The sequence below is a fragment of the Polaribacter sp. HaHaR_3_91 genome (genome assembly GCF_019278525.1).
In the GTDB taxonomy this organism is placed as follows: domain Bacteria; phylum Bacteroidota; class Bacteroidia; order Flavobacteriales; family Flavobacteriaceae; genus Polaribacter.
This window is the reverse complement of the sequence record NZ_CP058986.1, coordinates 2358380-2381203: the sequence shown is the minus strand read 5'-3', so window position 1 is coordinate 2381203 and position 22824 is coordinate 2358380. Positions and strand designations below refer to the sequence as shown.

Here is a 22824-nt window from a genome sequence, read left to right as displayed (position 1 = left end):
AATAGAGCTTAATAAAAAAACAGATTTTTTTTGTTAATTAAATTTGTTCAAGAATCAAAATGGTATAAATTAGCACTGTATAAATATAAATAATTAATCTACTGTTTATCAAATCCATTTTATATTGGTATCAATAAACAATAGTAAATTTCTCCCTAAATTATTTATTATATATCATTTTTATTTTTCTAAGTACTAGCATCGTCGTCATTTTTTTTAGTTTTAAATTTCTATAATTTACTACTCAGAATGTGATTTTCGATGGCGAAGCCGTAAAATAGATGCAAATACCTTCCCCTAATTTTTACTGTTGAATATACTCCTTTATCAAGAAGTTTTTCACGTACACAAATTTCCCCTTAAAATATTAATAACCATTACTGTTGTAGTTAATATAAACACATATTAATTGGAGATAAGAAAAACGTTACAGTATGAATACAATCAGAAAAAGAAAAGAAGAATTACAATGGTTTGCCGTTTATACAAGACCTAAGGCCGAACAAAAAGTAAAGGAAAGACTATCTGTTGCTGGGTTTGATACTTTTTTGCCAATGCAAACTGTAGTTAAACAATGGAGTGATCGTAAAAAGAAAACACAAGTTCCTTTTATTAATTCTTATGTTTTTGTAAAGTCAACCCAGAAAAATTTAGCTCAAATTTACCCAACAGCAGGGGTACTAACTATTTTAAAATATTTAGGAAATTATGCTGTAGTTAAAAATTATGAAATTGAAAATTTAAGAATTTTATCTACAAATAGTTATTCACTAACCACAGTGTATAAGAGACCAACAGATTTCGCTAAAGGAACAAAAATAACAGTTTCTGAAGGAGCCTTTAAAGGTTTGTATGGGAACTATTTATCTAATTCAGGTAAAGACAAAGTGATTATTGAAATGGAAGCCTTAGGAAGTTATGTAGAAGTAACATTACCTATAAATAGTCTGCAAAAAGTATGATGCTTTTTAATTTAAAAGACTGTTTCAAAATAAAATATATTTATTAATTAATAAAAACAGATAGCTATGAGCGTAATTAAAAAAGTTTTAAGAGTTGCATTAGTAGCAACAGTAGGTATGGTATTAATTGCTGTTGTGAATTTTATAATGTTTCCATAAAAATCAACTGTTTTATTAAAAGGAATTTTAGATTTATCTAACTGATAATGTTTTTTTAGATAGTAACGATGCAGCGTTAAAAGAACTTAAGCCAATAGGCATTTGTAAAAAAGGATTTTAATGGGGTATTAGTAAGTTTCGTTGTCTACAATTATTTATATGTTAGAAAGTAAAGGAGTTTTTTTAAATAATCTAGTTTTAAGAGAGTGTAATTCTATTAATAATATTGAGGTAGAGTCTTCAATACAGTGAAGAAGTTAATATTCTGAAAATAGGATATAAAGTTAAATGACAAGTTTAAAGAAAAAAAGTTTAACAGGTCTTGTTTGGGACTTTGTAGGAAAATTAGGATTGCAGGGAGTTGGCTTTTTTGTATCCATAATTTTAGCTAGAATTTTATTACCTGAAGATTTTGGTTTATTGGCCATAATTACCGTTTTTATAAATTTAGCAAATGTCTTTTTAGATTTTGGTTTTAGTACAGCTTTAGTTCAGCGTACTAATGTAACTAATGAACATTACGCTTCTGTTTTTTTTATGAATGTAATTATGGGAGTCTTTTTAGGAGGGCTTGTTTTTTTTACAGCTCCATTGGTTGCCAATTTTTATGAGAAAGAGGTGTTAACAAATCTTATTAGAGTTATGTCTTTTAGTTTTGTTATAAATTCATTTGGTAATGTAACCAGAGCGTATTTAAGAAGGATCATGAATTTTAAGATCATATCTGTATCCAATATTATATCTGCTTTTATTAGTGGTTTTATAGCTGTATATATGGCATATAATGGTTATGGAGTATGGAGTTTGGTTGTACAAATATTGATTTCAGAAATACTTAACAATATTTTAATTTTTGTACTAAGTAAGTTTCGCTTTAAACTAGTTTTTAGTCTGAAGGCAGTAAAAGAATTATGGGGATTTGGATCGAAAATTTTTTTAACAGGAGTTTTAGATACTATATTTATAAATTTAGATTCGTTAATAATTGGAAAAATATTAAATCCAGCCACTTTAGGATATTACTATAGGTCAAAATCTTTAGAAAATTTTTCATTTAGATATACAGCTTCTACATTATCAAATATTTTATTACCTAGTTTAAGTACTATTAATAACGAACCAATTGTATATAAAAATACAGTTTTAAAACTTTTTAAGATAATTTCATTTGTGTCTTTTCTTGCTTGCGGGGTATTTTTAGTTGGAGCACATGAAATTATATTATTGTTATTTTCTGATAAATGGGAACCTTCAGTACGTATATTTCAAATAATTATATTTGGTGCTTTTGCACCACAAATTTTTAATTTATTTTATAATATATTATTAAGTAAAGGGTTGTCTGGGTTGTATTTAAAGATTAATGTTTTTAGTAAGATATTGTTTTTTGCAAATTTTATTTTTTTGTTTTATGGGAATTTAAATAGCTATTTAATAGGCTTCGTTTGTGCTCAGATTATTGTTTTTTTTACAGGTTTAATAGTGATTTCAGAAAAATTAAACTTTAAAAATGAATTGTATTACATCTCAATTAAAAATATGGTAATCTACCTAGTTTCAATACTAATTATTTTTGGATTGAAACAATATGTTTACTTACAGATCTTACATATAGACCTTTTAATCTCTTCAATTACTTTTTTAATTGTGTTTTTGACTTTCTATTTTGTGTTCATGAAAAAGGATTTAATTTTAATGGTCAAAGAAATTAAAGAAGTGTTAAACATAAAAAATGGTTAAAAATAAAAACATCTTAAAGCTCTATCTTCAGGAAGATGCTAAAGCTAATGATATAATTTCTTTAACTAATTACGAATTGTTTTTAACAATTTTTACACCTAATTTATTATGGTTATTTCTTAAATATTTAAGACATTATGAATATTATTTGAATGCAAATAAAAAAGACATAGCATCTAGATTAAAGCGAAAATATTATCTAGTTAAATATAAAAAGTTAGGCTATAAATTAGGTTTTTCAATACCACCAAATGTTTTTGGGCCAGGTCTTAGAATACCACATTATGGAACAATCGTTGTTCATCCTTTTGCAAAAGTAGGAGCTAATTGTGTATTACAAGCTGGTGTTAATATAGGAATTAATAATAATGGAGTTCCAATTATTGGGAGTAATGTTTACATAGGTCCTGGTGCTAAATTAATGGGTAATATAAAAATTGGTAATGATGTTGCTATTGGAGCAAATACAGTTGTTACAAAATCTTTTCCTGAATCTAATATAACTATTGTGGGTATTCCTGCAAAAATAATAAAGTATACAAAGGCAGATGAACGATGAAAAACCTTTAAAGATTTTAATAATATCATCAGCTAATTTTTTCTCTAATTATGGAGGAGGTCAGGTTTATGTAAAGAACATCGTAAACCAAATGATTACGCAAGATATAGATGTTAGTATTGCAACACCAGTAATTTCTGGGTCAAAGTTATCTCACTATAAAGAAAAACCTGTTTATACTTTTACGAATAAAATGTTAGAGGGAGATTTATTAGAATTAAGAAATTTTATAAAAGAGATTAAACCAACAATAGTGCATCTTCATGGTTTTAAGGCTCCTTTTTCTTTGGCCTGTAAATCATTAGGTATACCATGTGTTGTTACGGCGCATCATGGTGGTTTAGTTTGTCCGGCAGGAGCATTGTTAAATTCTAAAGATAAAATTTGTACGGTTGCAGCATCAGGTACCAACTGTTTACCTTGTGTATTAAGGAATGTAAAGGGAGGTACATTTACTTTAACACTACAAAAGTTTATTCCATTTAAATTACGGTTAGCAATTGGTAAAGTATTTAATAAAATTCCCTTTATTTATTATGTTACACCCATTGTTACTACTACCCTTTCTATAGAGAATAAAAAAATGGAATGGGAAAATATTTTTAATAATGCAAGTTTATTAATAGCTCCATCAACAGCTATTAAAAAAGCAATGTTACGGAATGGAGCTCCGGAAAATAAAATAAAAGTTATTACTCATGGAATACCTTCTATAAATGTAAATAAAATTACTGAGGTAAAGAAAGACATAGAAGTATCAAAAGAAAAGAAACCCGTAAAGTTTTTTTATATAGGAAGAATTTGCAGAGAGAAAGGTGTACATGTTATGTTGGAAGCCTTTAATAATTTAACCTTACCTGCAGAAATTCATGTTATAGGAGGTACAGGTAATCATTTGGAAGAAAAGTATTTAAAATATTTGAAAAAAAAATACAAAAACGAAAATATCATTTGGCATGGTAAAGTACTTCCAGGTGAAGTAAATGAAAAAATAAAAATGTTTGATGTTATGATACATCCTGCTTTCTTTTTAGAAGTATTTGGACTTACCATCGCTGAATCTTTACTAATGGGTAAACCTGTAATAGCAACAAAATGTGGTGGAGCAGAAATGCAAATTATTCACAATAAAAATGGTTTATTAATAGCTCCTAATAATGTTAATGCTTTAAAGAAAGCAATAATAGAGATAATAGAATCGCCAGATTTATTACTTAAGTTAAAACAAAAAACCACTTTAAAAGTAAACTTAATAGATAATCATGTACAAGATTTAATGAAAGTTTATAGAGGTTTTGTATAAACAACTTAAGAGAGCATTTATTTCATCGACTTCTAAAATTAGATTATTTCTTAAGTATCAATTGTCCAGGGTTTATAGGTAATTATGAAAAAAATATTATTTGACATTAATTCTGTTGTTCCTTATTTATTAACGGGTAAAACTACAGGAGTTGGCAGAACTACTTTAGAGTTAATTGATTCGTTTTCTAAATTAGAAGAAGATTTACCTTTTGAGATTACTTTGTATTCTCAAAACATGAAAGGCATTGGAGCAAAAGATTTTATTGATGATTTTAAAACAAAACATTTATACCTGCCACATCGAGAAGTTATCAATAAAATAATTGAAAAATTACCAATAAAAGAAAGCTTTACAAAATACGACTTAATGCACGTTCCTCATAATTATGCTCGGATTTATAAACCCGAAAAAGCCATTATAACTTTACATGATGCCTTATTTATGAAAATACAAGAAAAAGCTTTTAATCATAATCAAATGGTAAAAGATGTACCGCCTTTAATGCAGCAGTGTAAAGGGATTATAACTTGTTCTGAAGCCTCTAAAAAAGATATTGTTGAAACGATGCAAATAGATCCCTCTAAAATTGATGTAGTTTATTGGGGAGTAAAACACGAGGTGTTTTATGAATTATCAAAAGATGATTTACTAAAAAAAGGAATTGAAAAGGTAGTTGGAATTGATTCTCCATACTTTTTAAGCGTATCGTGTAATGCAGAACGTAAAAATACACACAAGTTAGTTGAAGCATATATACAGTTATCTGAACAGTCTCCTATGAATGATTTAGTACTTATTTGGGGAAATCCACCTTTGTATGTTTTAGAAATGATAGAGAGATCTAAATGCAAAGAAAGAATTCATTTTATATCGAACATTACAGATAGCGAATTATCTATCATGTACAATGGAGCAACAGCGTTGGTGTTTCCATCTTCTTATGAAGGTTTTGGATTGCCTATTTTAGAAGCCATGGCTTGTGGTTGCCCTGTTATAGCATGTAGTAATAGTTCTCTAAAAGAAGTGGGGGCGAATGCTGCTTTATATCTAAAATCTTCAGAACCAGAGGATATTTGTTATGCGCTCGAACAATTTGAAAATAAGTCTTTTGACATAGATGAATTAAAAAAGAAAGGATTGGTACAAGCTTCCAAATTTGTTTGGAGAGATACAGCTTTAAAATATATTACTATTTATAATAAACATTTAGCCATTAATTAATAGAATGAAAATTGTATATATTATTAATTCTTTAGAAAATTCTGGCGGTATGGAACGCGTTTTAACTTCTAAGGTTAATTGGCTTGCATCTCAAGGAAAATTTGAGGTAATTATTATTTCTAGAACTGATAATAAAAACGGTTGTTTTTTTGATCTTGATAAAAATATAACTGTAGAAAATTTAAATTTAAAACAGTCTAACAGTAATATTTTAAATCTAATTTTTAAAACGGATAGAAAAAAGTTTAAAAAGGAGTTATCTAAAAAATTATTCAAATTAAAACCTGATATCACTATTAGTATGTTTGGAGATGAATATCAGTTTTTACATACGATTAAGGATGGTAGTAAAAAAATTATCGAATTTCATTTCTCTAAAAACTATTTGAGTCACTTAATGTCGAATATACCTAATCTATCATTTAGATGGCTTCGGAAATTATATGCTTCGTATCTACAGTACAAGCAGCAAAGGGTAGTTTTAAAGTATGATAAGTTTGTGTTGTTAACAGAAAAAGATCAATTACTGTGGAATAATCCTGTAAATAGTTCTGTAATTTCAAATCCTTTATCTTTTAATTCTATAGAGAAATCGAATGGTAAACAAAAAGAAATTATAGCCATTGGTAGGTTTATAGCGCAAAAAGGATTTGACTTATTAATTAAAGGTTTTAGTTTAATTGCAAAAAATAATCCCGATTGGAAAGTAACGATTTATGGTGAAGGTCAAGATCAAGATTATTTATTAGAGCTTATAAAAAGTTATAATTTACAAGATATAATTTTATTAAAACCACCAACAAAAAAGATTAAAGAAGCATTATTAAATAGTTCTATACTAGCTTTTCCGTCAAGATATGAAGGCTTTGGGTTGGTGTTAACAGAAGCAATGGAATGTGGGGTCCCTTGTGTAGCTTTTAATTGTGAATGTGGTCCTTCAGAAATTATAACTGATGAGAAAGACGGTTATTTAATAGCGGATTTTAACGTAGAAATTTTTTCAAAATCTTTAGAAAAATTAATGATAAATAAGGAATTAAGGTTGTTAATGGGAGAAAAAGCATCGCAGAATGTGAAACGTTTTCATATAGATGAAATTATGAGAAAGTGGACTAAATTATTTAATGATACAATATGAATATTCTAATAAAAATATACATTAATTATATAAAGAAATTACAACTTTATATAAAACGATTAGAAAATGTTGTTTTTAATCAGAAAAGAATGTTTTTATATCTTCAAATATAAATGGCTATAGGATTAAGTTTATTAGCTTTTTTAATTGTAATCATTTATGGTTTTGAATATGCCTTTTTAGGTAAAACCTATTTGGTAAGTACTACTTGGAATAAAAGAGTTAAATTTAAAGTAAACACGCAACAACGTTTTATTTTATTCTTATTAGCGACAGCAATTGTACAGGCAGGGAATTTTTCTGCATTGTTGTTATTAATTTGGATGGTATTTTTATTAGGGTTATTATTTAAGTATGGCATTCAAATGTTTTCATCACCAATGCTTAAAATTTACGCCTTGTATTTGTGTTGGCTTCTTTTTTCGTTGGTTTTAACAACTGAAAAAGGATATGGTATTCGTGTCTTTTTTAAATTTTTATTTCCTTTTTTAGTCATATTGGTTGTTACTTCTATAAAAATTACAGATGTATTTTTTATAAAAGCGTTAAAAATAAGTTTTTTAGCAGGTGTTTTTATAAATGGATGTATTGTATTGATGAAAATTATTCCCATCTATTCTATTTATAACCCTATTTTATGGTGGCCTCCTGCAGTAATAGATGTAAATCCATTTTTTATAGGTACTGGAATATTATTGTACAAGTTTTCAAAAAAGAAATATGTATTATTTGCCATACTTCTTTTTATTAGTATTCCAATAGTAGAGAGTGTTAGAACAGGTTTAATAGGTATTGGTGTCTTTTTTTTAGCGGTGTCCTTTTTTAAGTATAAGTTAAAAGCACTTCCTGTATTTGTATTGATAATTGCCAGTTTTGTAGCGTCTGTTTTATTTGTGCCTACAGTAAGAGATAAAATGTTTAGGACTTCTTTTAATAGTGCAGAAGAAGTTCTTAATATGAGTGGTAAAATATCACCAGACACTATTGATAGTAATGGTCGTTTTGCAATGTGGGAATGGAGTTTAAAAGTTTTCTATAAAGGAAATGAATTAATGGGTGCGGGTTTAGGGCAAATGCAAGCTCGTTTTTATTCTGGAAATCATCCTTTTGGAGTAATAAGAATAGCTCATAACGATTACCTTCAAATACTTTGTGATACCGGCCAAATAGGATTCGTTTTATACTTACTCATAATAATAAGTTTTGTTTGGCAAGCATTTCGAATTTATAACAATAAAAAAAATAATGTTTCTGCAAGATATGCTGCATTTATTGCAGGTACTTCTCTGTGTGGTATTATGGCAACAGCGTTTACAGACAATGTTGTAAACTATTCTTTAATTACCTTAAGTTATCCTTATATATTTTTTGGTTTTGCTTTGGTAATGAAATCTAAAAGAAAGTAATTTTATCATGAAAATAAGTATTGTTATTCCGCTTTACAATAAGAAAGATAGTATTGTTAATACTATTAAAACAGTCTTAAACCAAACTGTTTTACCAGATGAAATAGTTATTGTTAATGATGGTTCTACAGATGGTTCAGATAAAATTGTATCTAAATTAGAGCATCCATTAATAAGATTAATATATCAAAATAATTCTGGTGTTTCGGTTGCTCGTAATACAGGAGTTGATAAAGCTAAATATGAATGGATTGCCTTTTTAGACGCAGATGATATATGGAATGTAAATTACCTGAAAGAAATTAAAGCACTGTCAAAAAAGTACCCAAATAGCAATGTATTGGCAACTGCTTATTTAATGGAAGATTATAAAGGAAAACAGACACCTATAAAATTAAATAAAATTCCATTTAAAGGAGATACAGGAATCTTAATTAATTATTTTGAAGTAGCTTCCTGTTCTCATCCGCCACTTTGGTCTTCTGCTATTGTAATCAAAAAGGAAGCGTTACTAGAAATTAATGGTTTTCCATTGGGTATTAAATCTGGAGAGGATTTATTAACATGGGCTAAATTGGCAATTAAAAATCAGATTGCTTATAATTTAAATGCATTGGCTGTTTTTGTGCAAGATAGTGCACATACCTATGACAATAAACCGAATAGAATACCAGAAAAAATAGATATAGTAGGTCAGGAATTATATGATTTATATAAAAAAAATAAGGATGTAACTTGTTTAAAAGAATACATTTCTTCTTGGAAAAAAATGAGAGCTTCCATTTATTTAAGATTAGGCTTAAGATATAAATCAATTAAAGAATCTTTAGAAGCGATATATTATAACCCTTCAAATAAAGTAGTTTACGCTTACTTATTTCTAACAATAGTTCCGAGTTCAGTTTTAAACAAGATTTTAAAGAAGAATCAAAAATAAAATTAAATGAAAGCATTAATTTTTCATCCTGCCTTAGCACCTTACAGAGTAGATTTTTTTAATTCTTTAAATGAGTATTATTTAGCTTCATTTTATTTTAGTTTAAAAAATGTTAGTGATCAAAAATTTAATCAAGAGAACTTAAAATCTCTTTGTAATTTTAAATGTAACTATGTTTCTAATGGCTTCGAAGTTTTGGGAAGATCAATAAGAACCGGTGTTTTTTCAATTATTAAAAAAGAAAATCCAGATATTATTTTTTGTGCAGAATATAGTCAAATTACGTTATTAGCATTTCTGTATTGTAAAATTTGGAACCCTAAAATTAAAATATACACTCTAAGTGATGATAGTATAAAAAATTCTGAAGACAGAAAAGGCTTGAGGTTGTTTTTTAGAAATTTTATTTCAAAGAATATTAATGGAGTTGTGTTTACGAGTAAAGAGGTTTCTAATTGGTATAAAAACAATGTTAGCATTACCAATAATACACTTGATTTTCCTGTTATTCATTCAGAAAAATCACTTGTAAAAAAATATTCAAATGCTATAAATCAAGCCAACACAAATATTGTCAAATATGATTTAAAAGATAAAAAAATATTGCTTTATGTTGGACGATTAGTAGCTGTTAAAAATTTATTTTTTCTAATAAAATGTTTTTCCAATGTTAAAGGAAGTGATAAAAAACTGGTAATTGTTGGAGAAGGAGTTTTGAAAGAAAAATTAATTGAGTTTACACAAAAATTAGGCATTTTAGAGGACGTTTTATTTATAGGTAGAAAAGAAGGTGTAGAATTATACAATTGGTATCTTTTTTCTCAATTATTTGTTTTACCAAGTACCTATGAGCCTTTTGGAGCAGTTGTTAATGAAGCTTTAGTTGGTGGTTGTCGTGTTTTATGTTCAAGTGTTGCAGGTGCATCATCATTGATAAATGAGAATAATGGGGTGTTATTTAATCCTGATGCCGAAAATGATTTATCAACGAAGTTACAACAAGCCTTTGAAGAAGCGAAACCATTAGAGACTAGTATTACTGAATTAAGAGATAGCGCAATGCCTTTTACTTTTGATCAAAAAATGCAAGACTTATTAAAAAACATATAATAGTCTCTATAGTTATATCAAAAAATATAAACCTATAAATAAATTATGCTATTTAATTCTTGGCAGTATGTATTCTTTTTTTTAGTTGTTTTAGTTATTTACTTTTCTCTAATACATAAATGGCGCATACATTTTCTATTAATTGCGTCCTATATTTTTTACTCGGTATGGAGTTGGAAATTTGCATTGCTAATGTTTGGAGTAAGTGTTTTAAATTTTTTTTGTGGAAAAAAAATATTTTATGCTGCTACTAAAAAGGCAAAAAGGAAATGGTTTGCAATTGCACTGATGTTTTCATTGTTGCCCTTATTTTATTTTAAATATGCCAATTTTTTTATTGATTCATTTTCTAATTTGGCCAATTTTTTTGATGTCCATGCGAATAAATATACTTTAAATGTTATACTACCAGTCGGAATTTCATTTTTTACTTTTCAGGCATTAAGTTACTCTATAGATATTTATAGAAATAGGGTAGGTGTAGAAACTAGCTTAGTTAGATTTACAACCTATGTTGCTTTTTTTCCTCAATTAGTTGCAGGACCTATAGAGCGTTCCACTAATTTACTACAGCAATTTTATGAGGAACATGAATTTGATATTAAAAGATTTGTAGAAGGAGCAAAATTGTTTATTTGGGGTTTATTTAAAAAAATAGTAATTGCAGATAGATTATCTGTCTATTCAGATTCGGTTTTTAACAATCCAGAAGCACATTCGAGTCCAACATTAATAGTAGCAACTGTATTTTTTACTTTTCAGATTTATTGTGATTTCAGTGGGTATTCAGATATGGCTATTGGTAGTGCAAGAATGTTAGGATTTCGTTTAATGCAGAATTTTAATTTACCTTATTTATCGAATTCTATAGGAGAGTTTTGGAAACGTTGGCACATTTCTTTATCAACTTGGTTTAGTGATTACGTATATATTCCTTTAGGAGGAAACCGTGTTTCAATTAGTCGTTGGGCATTTAATATTTTGGTAGTGTTTTTACTTAGTGGGCTTTGGCATGGAGCCAATTGGACTTTTGTTATATGGGGAGCGTTGCATGCCTTTTATTATTTTATTGAATTTATTGGTAAAAAAATGCTAGTATTAATAGGAGCTGACGATGTAATGAAAAAAGGATACTATAAATTTATTAAAATTATTATTGTATTTATTTTGGTCTGTTTTGCTTGGATATTTTTTAGAGCAAATTCTGTTTCTGATGCTTTCTTGATTATTACAAAAATAATTAGTTTTTCAGGGCAATTATGGACAGGTGGATCCTCTGTAACAACAGTACTTTCTGTATTGTTAATCTTATTTTTAATAGGAGTGCAAATTTTGCAATTCAAAAATAAGGTATCCATTTACTTTTCAAAAACTCAATTGCCAAGTTTTGTTGAGTGGCTGTCTTATGCCTTTTTGTTAATTACAATTGCTTTATTTGGAATGTCTTCGAATGCTTTTATTTATTTTCAATTTTAAATTATGATTAAAAAGGAGATTAGCAACAAGCTTTTTAAGGACTACGTAAAAAAAGGATTACTATTTCTGTTATTGCTTATTGTTTTAGATAACGGAGTTAATTATTTTCTATTAAATGGGTTATATAAATATTATGGTTTATATACGGATAATGAAATTGCGCTTGTTGGTCACTCTCATTTAATGTTAGGTATTGATAAGGTAAAGATGGAGAAAGAACTTAATGTAAAAGTTTCTAAATATACAAGAGAAGGAGTAAACATTGTTGAAAGAGATTTAATGATAGATCAATTGTTAAAAAGTAATCAACAATTAGAATTAGTAGTATACGCTGTAGATGCTTGGATGTTTACAGGAGAGGGATTAAGTGAAAACTCTTACAAACAGTTTTATCCTTTTATGGGGGAAAAGACAATTAATGATTATGTTTTTGAAAACGCAACATTTGGAGATTTCTGGCAGCATCAAATTATAAAATCATCTAGATATAACGAAGGTCTAGTAAGTGGTAGTTTTAGAGGCTATTTAAAAAGTTGGGACAATTTAAAAGTCGGAATTCTAGATACAGTTGCTTTGAATTCTGATATTAAAAAAGGTGATTTTAGAAAGATTGTTTCTACAAAAGAGAATAGAAAAATATTTGAGAATACATTAAAAAAGATTACTCAAAAAAACATGAAAATCATATTGTTGTACGTTCCAACCTCCTCAATATATAACAACGCTGAAGTTGGAAAATTTAATTCTGAAATAACTTATTTCAAAAGCATTGAATCTAAGTTTAATAATATAAAGTTTTTAGATTATAACGAGTTATATAGTGCTAATGCAGATTTGTTTTATGACAGAATACACTTAAATCCTGAAGGGCAAAAGCTAGTTACTGCTAGTTTTATTGAATATTTAAAAAAATAGTACGCTTCCAATTAATACAATAGTATTTCTTATAGGAAAAATAAGAAGTACAAATTTAGTTCTATGACATTATTGATAAAAGTATGTTGATTTCTCAAATAATACAAGCAGGAAAACAGAATTCTAATTTTAAAGGAAAAATTGTAGTCTGCAATTATGTCTTTATGCGATATTTTAGAATTAGAATGAATAACATTTTTACTAAAATCTTATTCTCTCCTGTTATTATTTTATACAAGTTTATAACGGATTTTTTATTGAAGTGTGAAATTCCAGCATCAACGGTTATTGGAGAAGGTTTAGTAATTCATCATGTTACTGGTTTGGTTTTAAACAACAAGGTTGTAATAGGAAAAAATGTAACTCTAAAACATAATACTACCATCGGAAATAAAGAATCTTTAAAAGGAGAAGATTTAGGTTCTCCTATAATTGGAGATAACGTATTAGTTGGACCTCATTGTATAATTATTGGTCCTATTACTATTGGTAATAATGCTGTTATTGGTGCGGGATCTGTGGTTGTAAAAGACGTACTTCCTTTTACTGTAGTAGCCGGTAATCCTGCAAAAGTAATTAGTGTTTTAAAAGAAGATATTTAATGACTAAAAAAATACTATTCCTTTTGCATTTACCACCTCCGGTACATGGTTCTTCTATGGTGGGGCAATTTATAAAGGAAAGCGATTTAATTAATAGAAATTTTGAAACCAATTATATCGATTTAGGAACATCAAAAACGATTGATGAAATAGGGAAAAATCCATTAGGAAAAATTTTAAGGTATTTGTCTATTGTTTTTCAGACGTTTAAGCAACTGTTAGTTAACAAGCCCGATTTAATCTATTTAGCTATGACGGCTAAGGGATTCGGTTTTTATAAAGATGCTGTTATTGTGTTTTTGGTAAAGTGTTTCCGAGTTCCATTAGTACTCCATTTTCATAACAAAGGGGTACATACGAGACAAGAAAAAAGATTTGATAATTTTTTATATCAAAAGGTATTCAAAAACACAAAAGTGATCCTACTTTCTAAGCACTTATATTTTGATATTAAGACATATGTTGATGAAAACGATGTATACTATTGCCCAAATGGAATACCTCCTATAAATAAAGACTCGGTTACTAAACGGCTAAAAAATGAAACACCTAAATTATTATTTCTATCAAATTTAATAGCGTCTAAAGGTTTTATTGTTCTTTTAAAAGCACTACAAATTCTAAATAAAAAAGGAGTTGACTTTACATGCAATTTTGTTGGAGGAGAAGGAGATGTTACAAAAGAAATATTTACAGAAAAGTTAAAAGAATTGCAATTGATAAATAACGTTTTTTATTTAGGTAAAAAGTATAATAGTGATAAAACAGCAATATTTAATTCTTCAGACATATTTGTATTGCCAACGTTTTATCATAATGAATGTTTTCCATTAGTCTTATTAGAAGCCTCTCAGTTTGGTTTACCTATGGTTACAACTTTTGAAGGTGCAATACCTGAAATTGTAAAGGATGGTGTAAATGGTTTTTTAGTAGAGCAGCAAAATGTAGTTGACTTAGCAAATAAGTTAGAGATATTAATTAATGATGTCCCTCTTAGAAATCGCTTAGGAATAGCTGCTAAAGAGAAATATGAAGAATCTTATACGTTGAAAATTTTTGAAAAAAATATGTTTAATATTTTAAATTCTATCTAAAATAAAACCAAGAGATGATTAAATTAAAAGATGTTATAGAAAAGGTTTATTCTAACGATTTAAGTGAATTGTCACTTTTTAAAACAAAAAAAATAATTAATACAATAAACCCTCATTCTTATTGTGAGGCTAAAAAAGATCAATTTTTTAGTCAAGCTTTAAATGAAAGTAATGTATTGCTACCAGATGGAACCGGAATTGTTTTAGCAACCAAAGTACTTAATGGAAAAGTGATAAAAAAAATTGCAGGTGCAGATATACATCAATTTTTGTTAGAAGAAGCAGCATTAAAAAAACTAAATGTTTTTTATTTAGGAGCTTCTGATAATACCTTAAGTTTAATAAATACAAGAATAAAAAAAGAGTTTCCATCTATCACTGTAAATAGTTATTCTCCACCGTATAAACCGGAATTTTCTAAAGAGGATAATGTTAAAATGATAGCCGCAGTTAATAAATGCAAACCAGATATTTTATTTGTTGGTATGACGGCTCCTAAGCAAGAAAAATGGGTACATACAAACAGTGTCTTTTTAGATGTTAAAGTGATTACTTGTATTGGTGCTGTGTTTGATTTTTATGCAGGTACCGTAAAGAGATCTAGTCCTTTTTGGATTAAATTAGGATTAGAATGGTTCCCTAGATTATTAAGAGAACCTAAACGTTTATGGAAACGGAATTTTGTGTCTACACCCCTTTTTTTATGGGATTTGCTAAAAGCAAAAAATTATAAATAAAACCTACTAAAAATGCTACAACAACTTTTGTCTAACTTAACGGTGGTAAGCATACTAACTGTTATCAGTTCACTTTTATTAGTTTATTATATAATACCTAAAATTAGTTGGGTAATAATAAGGCGTAATTTAAATGAAAAACCCAATGAGCGTAGTTCTCATAAAGGAGCAACGCCTACAATGGCTGGAGTTGCCTTTTTTATAACTTTAATTTTAATGTTATTTTTTATTCAACATTTCGATACAGAAAATATTGGTTTAAATTTAATAGCAAGTACTACACTCATATTTATGGTAGGAGTTAAAGATGATTTAGTCGTTTCTTCTCCAAAAGCAAAGCTATTTATGGAAGCATTGGCTGTATTGTTTTTGTTTTTTCATAATGCTTTAGAAGGAAATAATTTGTATGGTTTTTTGGGGATTTATGAAATACCATTATGGCTAGTATATATTGCTAGTACTTTATTGGTCTTAACAATTATAAATGCCTATAATTTAATAGATGGTATAGATGGTTTGGCGTCTATTATTGCAATTATAATCTTTAGTGTATTTAGCCTAATATTTTATGCTATTAGTTTGTTTTTCTATTACTTAATCTGTTTAAGTTTTATTGGGATGTTATTAGCCTATTTATTTTTTAATTTTTCTATCAAGAAAAAAATATTTATGGGAGATACAGGCTCTTTACTAATAGGATTTTGTATTGCTTTTTTGTCTTTAAGATTTATGGCGATAGATATTAGCATGTATAGTCATTTTACATTTAAACCAGAAAATGGCTTTTTTGTTTTAATGGCTATTTTATGTATTCCTTTGTTCGATTTGTTAAGAGTAATTGGAGTTCGTTTACTGCAAAAGAAAAGTCCGTTTTATCCAGATAGAAACCATTCTCACCATGTTTTAATAGATTTTGGTATGTCTCATTTTAAGGCAACTATGCTATTAGGTCTTGTTAATTACCTATTTGTAATCTTTATCATAAAATTAGGAACTTACTTAAATAGTTTTCAAATGTTAGGTGTGTTTGTTCTGGCTTTCGGATTGTTTTTATTGCTTTTTTATAGACTAAAAAGTAGTATTAATACAGAACGCTTAAAAATTAAAGAAGAGAAAATAGAAAGTATAATATAATAACTGTAAAAAAGAATTTTATCAATAATTAAATATCTATAAAAAAAATGAAGTATCTATATGTAACATCTGTATTGCTTTTATTTTTAGTCACATCATGTGTTTCTAAAAAAAAGATTGTGTATTTCGGAGATAAAAAAAAGGTGATAGTAAATAGTAGATTGCAAAAGTATGAACCTACTATTCAAAAAGATGATTTATTAAATATAAATGTATCTGCAGCAAATGCAGAAGCCGTTTTACCTTTTAACCTTTATGAAACTCCAATTTTAGATAATTCAATTGGAAGTGCAAAACCATTACCCTATTTAGTAAATGCTAGTGGCGAAATTAAGTTTCCGGTATTAGGTGTTTTAAAAGTAACAGGTATGACAACTAACGAATTAAGTGAGTTTTTACATACAAAATTGGCAGAATATATATCTAATCCTATTATAAATATTAGTACCATCAATTTTAAAGTAACTGTTTTGGGTGAGGTTAATAAGCCTGGTACATATCAAATTCAAAATCAACGAATCACCATTGTAGAGGCTTTAGGTTTAGCTGGAGATTTAACAATTAATGGAAATAGAGATATTACATTAATAAGAGAGCGAGATGGAGAACGTGTTTTTATACCTATAGATATTACCAATAAAGCCTTATTTAATTCCCCATATTACTACTTGTCACAAAACGATCTTATTTATGTGGAACCCAATAAAAGTAAGATTAACTCTTCTGGTATAGGGGCAAATACGAGTGTTATATTTACTTCGATAGCCACGTTTATATCAATTATTGCCATTTTAATACAATAACTATTTTTTAAATTATGCAACAAGAGAACCCTTTAAATTATATTTTTCAGGAAGAAGAACCTATAAATATAAGAGAACAGTTAGAAAAATATTTATTTCATTGGAAATGGTTTGTTTTTACTACAATAGTAGCAATAGGAATAGCATATGCGTATTCTTATTATACACCAAGCCAATATAGAGTAGCAACAACAATTTTAATTGATGATGACAGTAATGGTGGTTTATCTAGTGAGCTTTCTGCCTTTGAAGATTTAGGTTTAATAGGAGGAGGAAAAAAATCGATAGACAATGAAATAGGAGTTTTAAAATCGTATACGCTTATGGAGCGTGTTGTAAAGGAATTAGGAGTCTATACAACATTTTACAAAGAAGATAGAGGGCGTATTACAGAATTGTATGATACAGAAGTACCTTTTAAAATAACTTTTTTTTCTAAAGAAAAAGTATATAATTTAAATACTACATTTAAAATTCATGTACTATCTGCATCTCAATTTGAGCTTATTTCAGAAGATGAAAGTGTTAAGAAACATGTCTTTGGCGAGAGTGTAAGTACCGTCTTTGGTAAGATAACGATAACACCTACAAAGACAGAAATTAAGAATATTAATGAAACCATAACGGTTAGAATATCTGCATTAAAAAATGTTGTTGAAGGTTTAAGAGGAGCGCTGCAAGTAGGTTTAATGTTTGAAAAATCTAGCTTATTAGAACTTAGTTTAATATCTCAAAATAAAGAAAAATCAACAGCAATTTTAGATGGATTGGTAAGACAGTATAATGAAGATGCTGTTGCTGGTAAAAATTTAATAGGTAACAATACTCGTACTTTTATTGATGAGAGGTTGGCTGTTATAGAAAAAGACTTATCTGCTGTAGATAAAGGAGTAGAAGATTTTAAATCTAATAACAGGTTAACTGGTATTCCTGCGGAAGCGGCCATAGTACTAGAGAATAATGCAGAGTTAGAAAAGAAAATTGTAGATTTAAATACGCAGATTAGGTTAACTGATTATGTAATGTCTTATATCACTGAAAATAAAGAAAATTTAATACCTGCTAATTTAGGTTTAAATGATGGTAATTTAGACGGCAACAGTATTCAGTACAATGAGCTAATTTTAGAACGTAATAGAATTTTAAAAGGATCTAGTCTTAAAAATCCAGTAATTGTTAATTTAAACTCTCAAATTGCTCAGTTACGAGGTAGTATTTATCAAAGTTTGGTAAACTTAAAATCATCTTTAACTATTTCTTTAATTGATGCCAAAAAAGCAGAAAGTAAAGTAGGTTATAGAATGTCTTCTGTACCTAAACAAGATAGAGAGTTTAGGGATATTGAAAGACAACAACAGATAATAGAAACATTATACCTGTACTTATTACAAAAGAGAGAAGAAAATGCAATTTCACTAGCAGTAACAGTACCTAATGCAAAAGTAATTGATACCGCAAGAGGTAGTGATAGCCCAATAAATGCTAAAGGTAAAGTGGTATATTTGATTGCTATTTCATTAGGTTTAGCAATACCATTTGCAATTATTTATGTGTTATTTTTATTAGATAATAAAGTACACAACACCAAAGAAGTAGAATCTATTGTAAAAGCACCTTTAATGGGAGAAATTCCAAAAACAAAGGATACTAGTAAAGTCATTCAGAAAGATGATAGAAGTGGTTTGTCTGAATCTTTTAGAATGATTCGTACAAATTTAGATTTTATGCTTTCTGGAGCCGGAATTAAAGATGGAGGAAAAACTATTTTTATAACTTCTACATTACCGAGTGAAGGTAAAACTTTTATTTCTGTAAATTTATCTGCGGTATTGGCATTATCAAACAAAAAAGTATTATTAATTGGTGCGGATATTAGAAAACCTCGTTTAGAAGAATATTTAGGTATAAAATTAGGTAAAGGAATCACCCATTATTTAACAGATAATTCGTTAAAAGTTCCTGATGTAATTGAACATGTAGATGCACTTAATATTGATGTGTTGCACTCTGGTGTAATAGCACCAAACCCTTCGGAATTATTAAGTAACGGACGTTTTGAAGATCTTTTAGCGTATGGAAAAGAACATTACGATTTTGTAATTGTTGATACAGCTCCGGTAAAATTAGTAACAGATACTATGTTACTAGGTAGAAGTGCCGATTTGTTTATTTATACAATTAGAGCCAATTATTTAGACAAACGTTTGTTAGAAATACCTGCAAAGTTATACAAAGACAAACGTTTACCTAATATGACCGTTTTATTGAATGATGTAGATGTAGAAGCAGAGTATGGTTACGGTTATAGCTATGGCTACGGTTATGGAGAAGCTGAGGTTAAGAAGTCTTGGTGGAAAAGAGGATAAAAGAACTATTTGAAAAATATAATTCATTTATTAGAGGATTAGCCAATATTAAATTGGTTGTCTAGAATTGAATATTTTGTGATTTAAAATAAAAAATAGCTTGGAGGTTTTTCAAGCTATTTTTTTGTTTTAGATAATTTTTTGTTCAAGATTAATAGTATGTTTTATAGACTAAAGTTAGTAAATAAAGTGCAAAAAGTAAGTCCGAGAAGAAATTCATAAATAGGCTAAAAATATCAGTTAATTCTTTATAGTCATATTGCTGACTTTATTAATATGATAACTCCCAACATTTTTGAAGAGCTTGAAAACAGATACTTAATTCACTCTCAAATTGTTGTTGTGATATGTTAAGCCCTACGTGTTTTGCTAATTTCTTCTTTTTTGAACCTGTTATTATTTTTTTTCCTTTTTCATTTACAGCATCAAGTTCTTCTTGTGTTTTTCTCCAGTTCCCATAGGTTGGACATTCTTGATTTGGATATGATTGTTCAAGATCTCTTCCTACTAATTGAAAAAACTGTCCATTTTGGATTATTGATTTGTAGTTTTGATGAAATTGATTAACACCACCTATTGTTTGCCTACTAGGTTCATCTATTGAAATAACAGTCTTTGTCCCATATATACTTGATTTTAATGGAATAAAAGCTTTTTCTATTGCGTTTATTGTTCGTTCTACTTGATCAATATCTCCATTGGCTTTAATTATTTGAATTCTTGGTTTATCTGCGTAAAACCGTTTAATAACTCTTGTTAATAATTCAAACTCTGATTGACCTTCTACAATCATAAAGTTTTTTGGTAAAAGCAAATCACTAGGACTACCTCCTAAAAGTTCAAAGACTACATATGGTTTGTCTAAATCTGTCGTTAATTCAAATTCCGTTTGACCTTCTAGCTTTTCTACTTTTAAAATTGATTGATTATCAAAATTGTCTGCTACAAAAACAGAAGAATGAGTATTGATAAAAACTTGGTCATTATTATTAGATAATGTGTGTAAGACTTCTTTTAGCTTTCTTTGTGCAGTAGGATGTAAATGAAGCTCAGCTTCGTCAATAAAGAATAAAAAAGATTTACCTAAATCATCATTAGATTTTCGGAAATCAGCATAAGCTTGAATTATAGCAAGCATTAATGCTCTCTGCATTCCATCTCCTTTTTCTTCAGCAGAAGTTTCAACTCCATCATCTATAGTCGTTTCAAAATTCTTGAGAAGGTCATCAAAAACGGGTGCGGTAACTTCAAATTTTACTTTTGTACAATCAGGAAATTGTTTTTCTAAATAGACTTGAACTTTATTTCCAACATTATCAAACTCTGTTTTTATTTCAGATGTATCGTCTTCAAATAATTCTCTAAATTTTGTTTGAAACTCTTGATACTGCACATTCTCTTGTAAGATAGCTGAAAGAACACCTGATAACATAATTCCCATTGGTGTTGTCTTTCCGTATTTAGCCACTGCATCATAATATTGTTTGGTAGTAACGTATTCAAATTTGGGTAAAAAGTCATTTAAAGCTTTATCAAACCCTGTGCCTGGGTTTACTTCTTCACCATTTATTATAAATTTTCTCTTTTTGACATCAACCGAGCTTCTTGATACAATTACTGTATCATTTTCAGAAAGAGCATTTATTATTTTTGTTTTATTAGTCTGATTCCGCATATTTTCAGCACCTTGTTGGGCACCTGAAAATTCTAATTCAATAAAAATTTCATTTGTAGATTGTCTCTTGTATTTTAATTCGGTAATGTTTTGCCCTCTTCCCAATCCATTATAAAAAAATTGAATTGCCTCAAAAAAGTTAGTCTTTCCACAATTATTCTGCCCTACAGCAATATTAAAATCTGAGGTATTAAATTCTGTATTTTTAATTGAACGAAAGTTTTCAATTTTAATTCTGGTTATTTTCATTTTTTTATTTTCATAGCAATATAAAATACAATTATTATAATAAAAAGTTCGTTTTAATAACTTAAAACAGAAGCTAGCTAAGTTCGTTTATTGTACTTAAATAACCAAAAGTTCCCCCTCCCAATATTCGTTACAATATCTTATGCAACCTTTTAAAATTATTAACTATAAAATCAGCTTTTTTTAAAGATTGATCTTCTGCCATTGGGTTTCTGTATCCAAATACAAAAATACCTGCATCATTGGCTGCTTTAACACCGTTATCAGAATCTTCTATAACCACACAGTTTTCCTTTGGTGTATTTCCTAAAGAAGCTGCTTTGTTAAAGATTTCTGGGTTTGGTTTCGATTCCGTTAAATCTGCTCCACTAATTTTAGCTGTAAAATATTTGTTTAAATCAAATCGATTAAAAACTCTATCGATATTGACCATCGCAGAGGAAGATGCTAAAATTAAGGTCAAACCTTTTTTATGACAATGTTTTATTAAATCCTCTACACCTTTTACCAAATGCAATGTTGGGTCATTTTCAAAGAAATTTACATAGCGTTTTCTTTTATTTAAAACCAATTCTTCCGGATCTAAATCTAACTTAAAGTGTGCTACTAATTTCTGAAAAGCATTAATGGTAGACGAACCTGTTAAAGTTTTGTATAAATCGTCAGAAACAGTTACACCAATAGAGGCAAAGGTTTCGTAATACGCTTTTTTATGAATTTCTTCTGAATCTATAATTACGCCATCCATGTCAAAAATGACACATTTTATTTCTTTTGGTACGTTCATTTATATAATTTTTTTCTATTCTTTATTTTTAATCTAAAAATTTCGCATTTAATTCAGGTGTAGGAATCATGCAAGTTTCTTTTTTGCCAAACCATTTGTAACGGTTTTTTGCAATATAATCGTAGACATAATTTCTAAATCCTTCTGGTAAAAATAAAAAGATTTGACTTAGGCTCCAGATTCCTCCAAAGTCATTCATTATTTTTAAAGCTGCTGTAGATTTTATTTCATAAGAAACACCAGGTTCATACAAAACAATAGAATCAATTTTAGAAATGTCAATTCCTAATTGATTGATGATTTCTTTCCCTTTATTAGACTGTAAAGCTGTAAATAAAAAGGTGTTTTTTGTATCGTATTTTATTACCTTTAAGACAGAATCATTGCATAAATTACAAACTCCATCAAATAAAATAATCTTTTTGTCTTTTGATAAATCAATCATTTT

The 22824-nt window shown here is 28.1% G+C and carries 20 protein-coding genes; 17 read left to right on the top strand and 3 right to left on the bottom strand.

The features are described 5' to 3' along the window. Positions 1 to 434 precede the first annotated feature (434 nt). The 17 genes from H0I27_RS09985 (at position 435) to H0I27_RS09905 (ending at position 19665) form a co-directional block, all read left to right on the top strand. Positions 435 to 962, top strand: a complete 528-nt coding sequence (locus tag H0I27_RS09985) for a UpxY family transcription antiterminator (protein ID WP_218730568.1) — start codon at positions 435 to 437, stop codon at positions 960 to 962. 447 nt (positions 963 to 1409) lie between these two features. After that, positions 1410 to 2861 (top strand): lipopolysaccharide biosynthesis protein, encoded by a 1452-nt coding sequence (locus H0I27_RS09980; RefSeq protein ID WP_218730567.1) that lies wholly within the window; start codon positions 1410 to 1412, stop codon positions 2859 to 2861. Beyond that, positions 2854 to 3420, top strand: a complete 567-nt coding sequence (locus H0I27_RS09975; protein WP_218730566.1) for a serine O-acetyltransferase — start codon at positions 2854 to 2856, stop codon at positions 3418 to 3420. Before H0I27_RS09980 ends, H0I27_RS09975 begins: the two co-directional genes overlap by 8 nt. Then, the gene (locus H0I27_RS09970; protein WP_218730565.1) at positions 3410 to 4723 is read left to right on the top strand and encodes a glycosyltransferase family 4 protein; all 1314 of its coding nucleotides are present in this window, start codon (positions 3410 to 3412) and stop codon (positions 4721 to 4723) included. Before H0I27_RS09975 ends, H0I27_RS09970 begins: the two co-directional genes overlap by 11 nt. Positions 4724 to 4807: 84 nt before the next feature. Next, positions 4808 to 5947, top strand: a complete 1140-nt coding sequence (locus H0I27_RS09965; protein WP_218730564.1) for a glycosyltransferase family 1 protein — start codon at positions 4808 to 4810, stop codon at positions 5945 to 5947. A gap of 4 nt (positions 5948 to 5951) precedes the next feature. Beyond that, positions 5952 to 7085: a glycosyltransferase family 4 protein gene (locus H0I27_RS09960; protein WP_218730563.1), complete on the top strand. Its 1134-nt coding sequence runs from the start codon at positions 5952 to 5954 to the stop codon at positions 7083 to 7085. Between the two features lie 113 nt (positions 7086 to 7198). After that, positions 7199 to 8491 carry an O-antigen ligase gene (locus tag H0I27_RS09955; protein ID WP_218730562.1) on the top strand — a complete coding sequence of 431 codons (1293 nt, stop codon included), beginning with the start codon at positions 7199 to 7201 and terminating at the stop codon, positions 8489 to 8491. Positions 8492 to 8498: 7 nt separating this feature from the next. Next, a complete protein-coding gene (locus H0I27_RS09950; RefSeq protein WP_218730561.1) occupies positions 8499 to 9428 on the top strand; it encodes a glycosyltransferase family 2 protein in 930 nt (309 codons plus the stop codon). 6 nt (positions 9429 to 9434) lie between these two features. Further along, complete coding sequence (locus H0I27_RS09945) at positions 9435 to 10538, top strand: glycosyltransferase (RefSeq protein ID WP_218730560.1); 1104 nt, start codon at positions 9435 to 9437, stop codon at positions 10536 to 10538. Positions 10539 to 10892: 354 nt separating this feature from the next. Beyond that, positions 10893 to 12014, top strand: a complete 1122-nt coding sequence (locus H0I27_RS09940; protein WP_254713072.1) for an MBOAT family protein — start codon at positions 10893 to 10895, stop codon at positions 12012 to 12014. A gap of 3 nt (positions 12015 to 12017) precedes the next feature. Then, entirely contained in the window at positions 12018 to 12929 is a 912-nt protein-coding gene (locus H0I27_RS09935; RefSeq protein ID WP_218730558.1) for a hypothetical protein, read from the top strand. 83 nt (positions 12930 to 13012) lie between these two features. Beyond that, the gene (locus tag H0I27_RS09930) at positions 13013 to 13531 is read left to right on the top strand and encodes a serine O-acetyltransferase (protein ID WP_218730557.1); all 519 of its coding nucleotides are present in this window, start codon (positions 13013 to 13015) and stop codon (positions 13529 to 13531) included. Next, positions 13531 to 14625 carry a glycosyltransferase family 4 protein gene (locus H0I27_RS09925; RefSeq protein ID WP_218730556.1) on the top strand — a complete coding sequence of 365 codons (1095 nt, stop codon included), beginning with the start codon at positions 13531 to 13533 and terminating at the stop codon, positions 14623 to 14625. The genes H0I27_RS09930 and H0I27_RS09925 overlap by 1 nt, the downstream gene beginning before the upstream one ends. Positions 14626 to 14639: 14 nt before the next feature. Further along, a complete protein-coding gene (locus H0I27_RS09920; protein WP_218730555.1) occupies positions 14640 to 15362 on the top strand; it encodes a WecB/TagA/CpsF family glycosyltransferase in 723 nt (240 codons plus the stop codon). Between the two features lie 12 nt (positions 15363 to 15374). Further along, positions 15375 to 16496, top strand: a complete 1122-nt coding sequence (locus H0I27_RS09915; protein WP_218730554.1) for an MraY family glycosyltransferase — start codon at positions 15375 to 15377, stop codon at positions 16494 to 16496. A 47-nt stretch (positions 16497 to 16543) separates the two neighbouring features. Next, positions 16544 to 17299 carry a polysaccharide biosynthesis/export family protein gene (locus tag H0I27_RS09910; RefSeq protein ID WP_218730553.1) on the top strand — a complete coding sequence of 252 codons (756 nt, stop codon included), beginning with the start codon at positions 16544 to 16546 and terminating at the stop codon, positions 17297 to 17299. Positions 17300 to 17313: 14 nt separating this feature from the next. Then, entirely contained in the window at positions 17314 to 19665 is a 2352-nt protein-coding gene (locus H0I27_RS09905; RefSeq protein WP_218730552.1) for a polysaccharide biosynthesis tyrosine autokinase, read from the top strand. A 271-nt stretch (positions 19666 to 19936) separates the two neighbouring features. Here the strand turns inward: H0I27_RS09905 and H0I27_RS09900 are convergent, their stop codons facing one another. From H0I27_RS09900 to H0I27_RS09890, 3 genes are all read right to left on the bottom strand, one after another. Then, positions 19937 to 21589: an ATP-dependent endonuclease gene (locus H0I27_RS09900; protein WP_218730551.1), complete on the bottom strand. Its 1653-nt coding sequence runs from the start codon at positions 21587 to 21589 to the stop codon at positions 19937 to 19939. 130 nt (positions 21590 to 21719) lie between these two features. Then, complete coding sequence (locus H0I27_RS09895; RefSeq protein WP_218730550.1) at positions 21720 to 22376, bottom strand: HAD family phosphatase; 657 nt, start codon at positions 22374 to 22376, stop codon at positions 21720 to 21722. 28 nt (positions 22377 to 22404) lie between these two features. Continuing rightward, entirely contained in the window at positions 22405 to 22821 is a 417-nt protein-coding gene (locus H0I27_RS09890) for a thiol-disulfide oxidoreductase DCC family protein (RefSeq protein WP_218730549.1), read from the bottom strand. Positions 22822 to 22824: the final 3 nt, after the last annotated feature.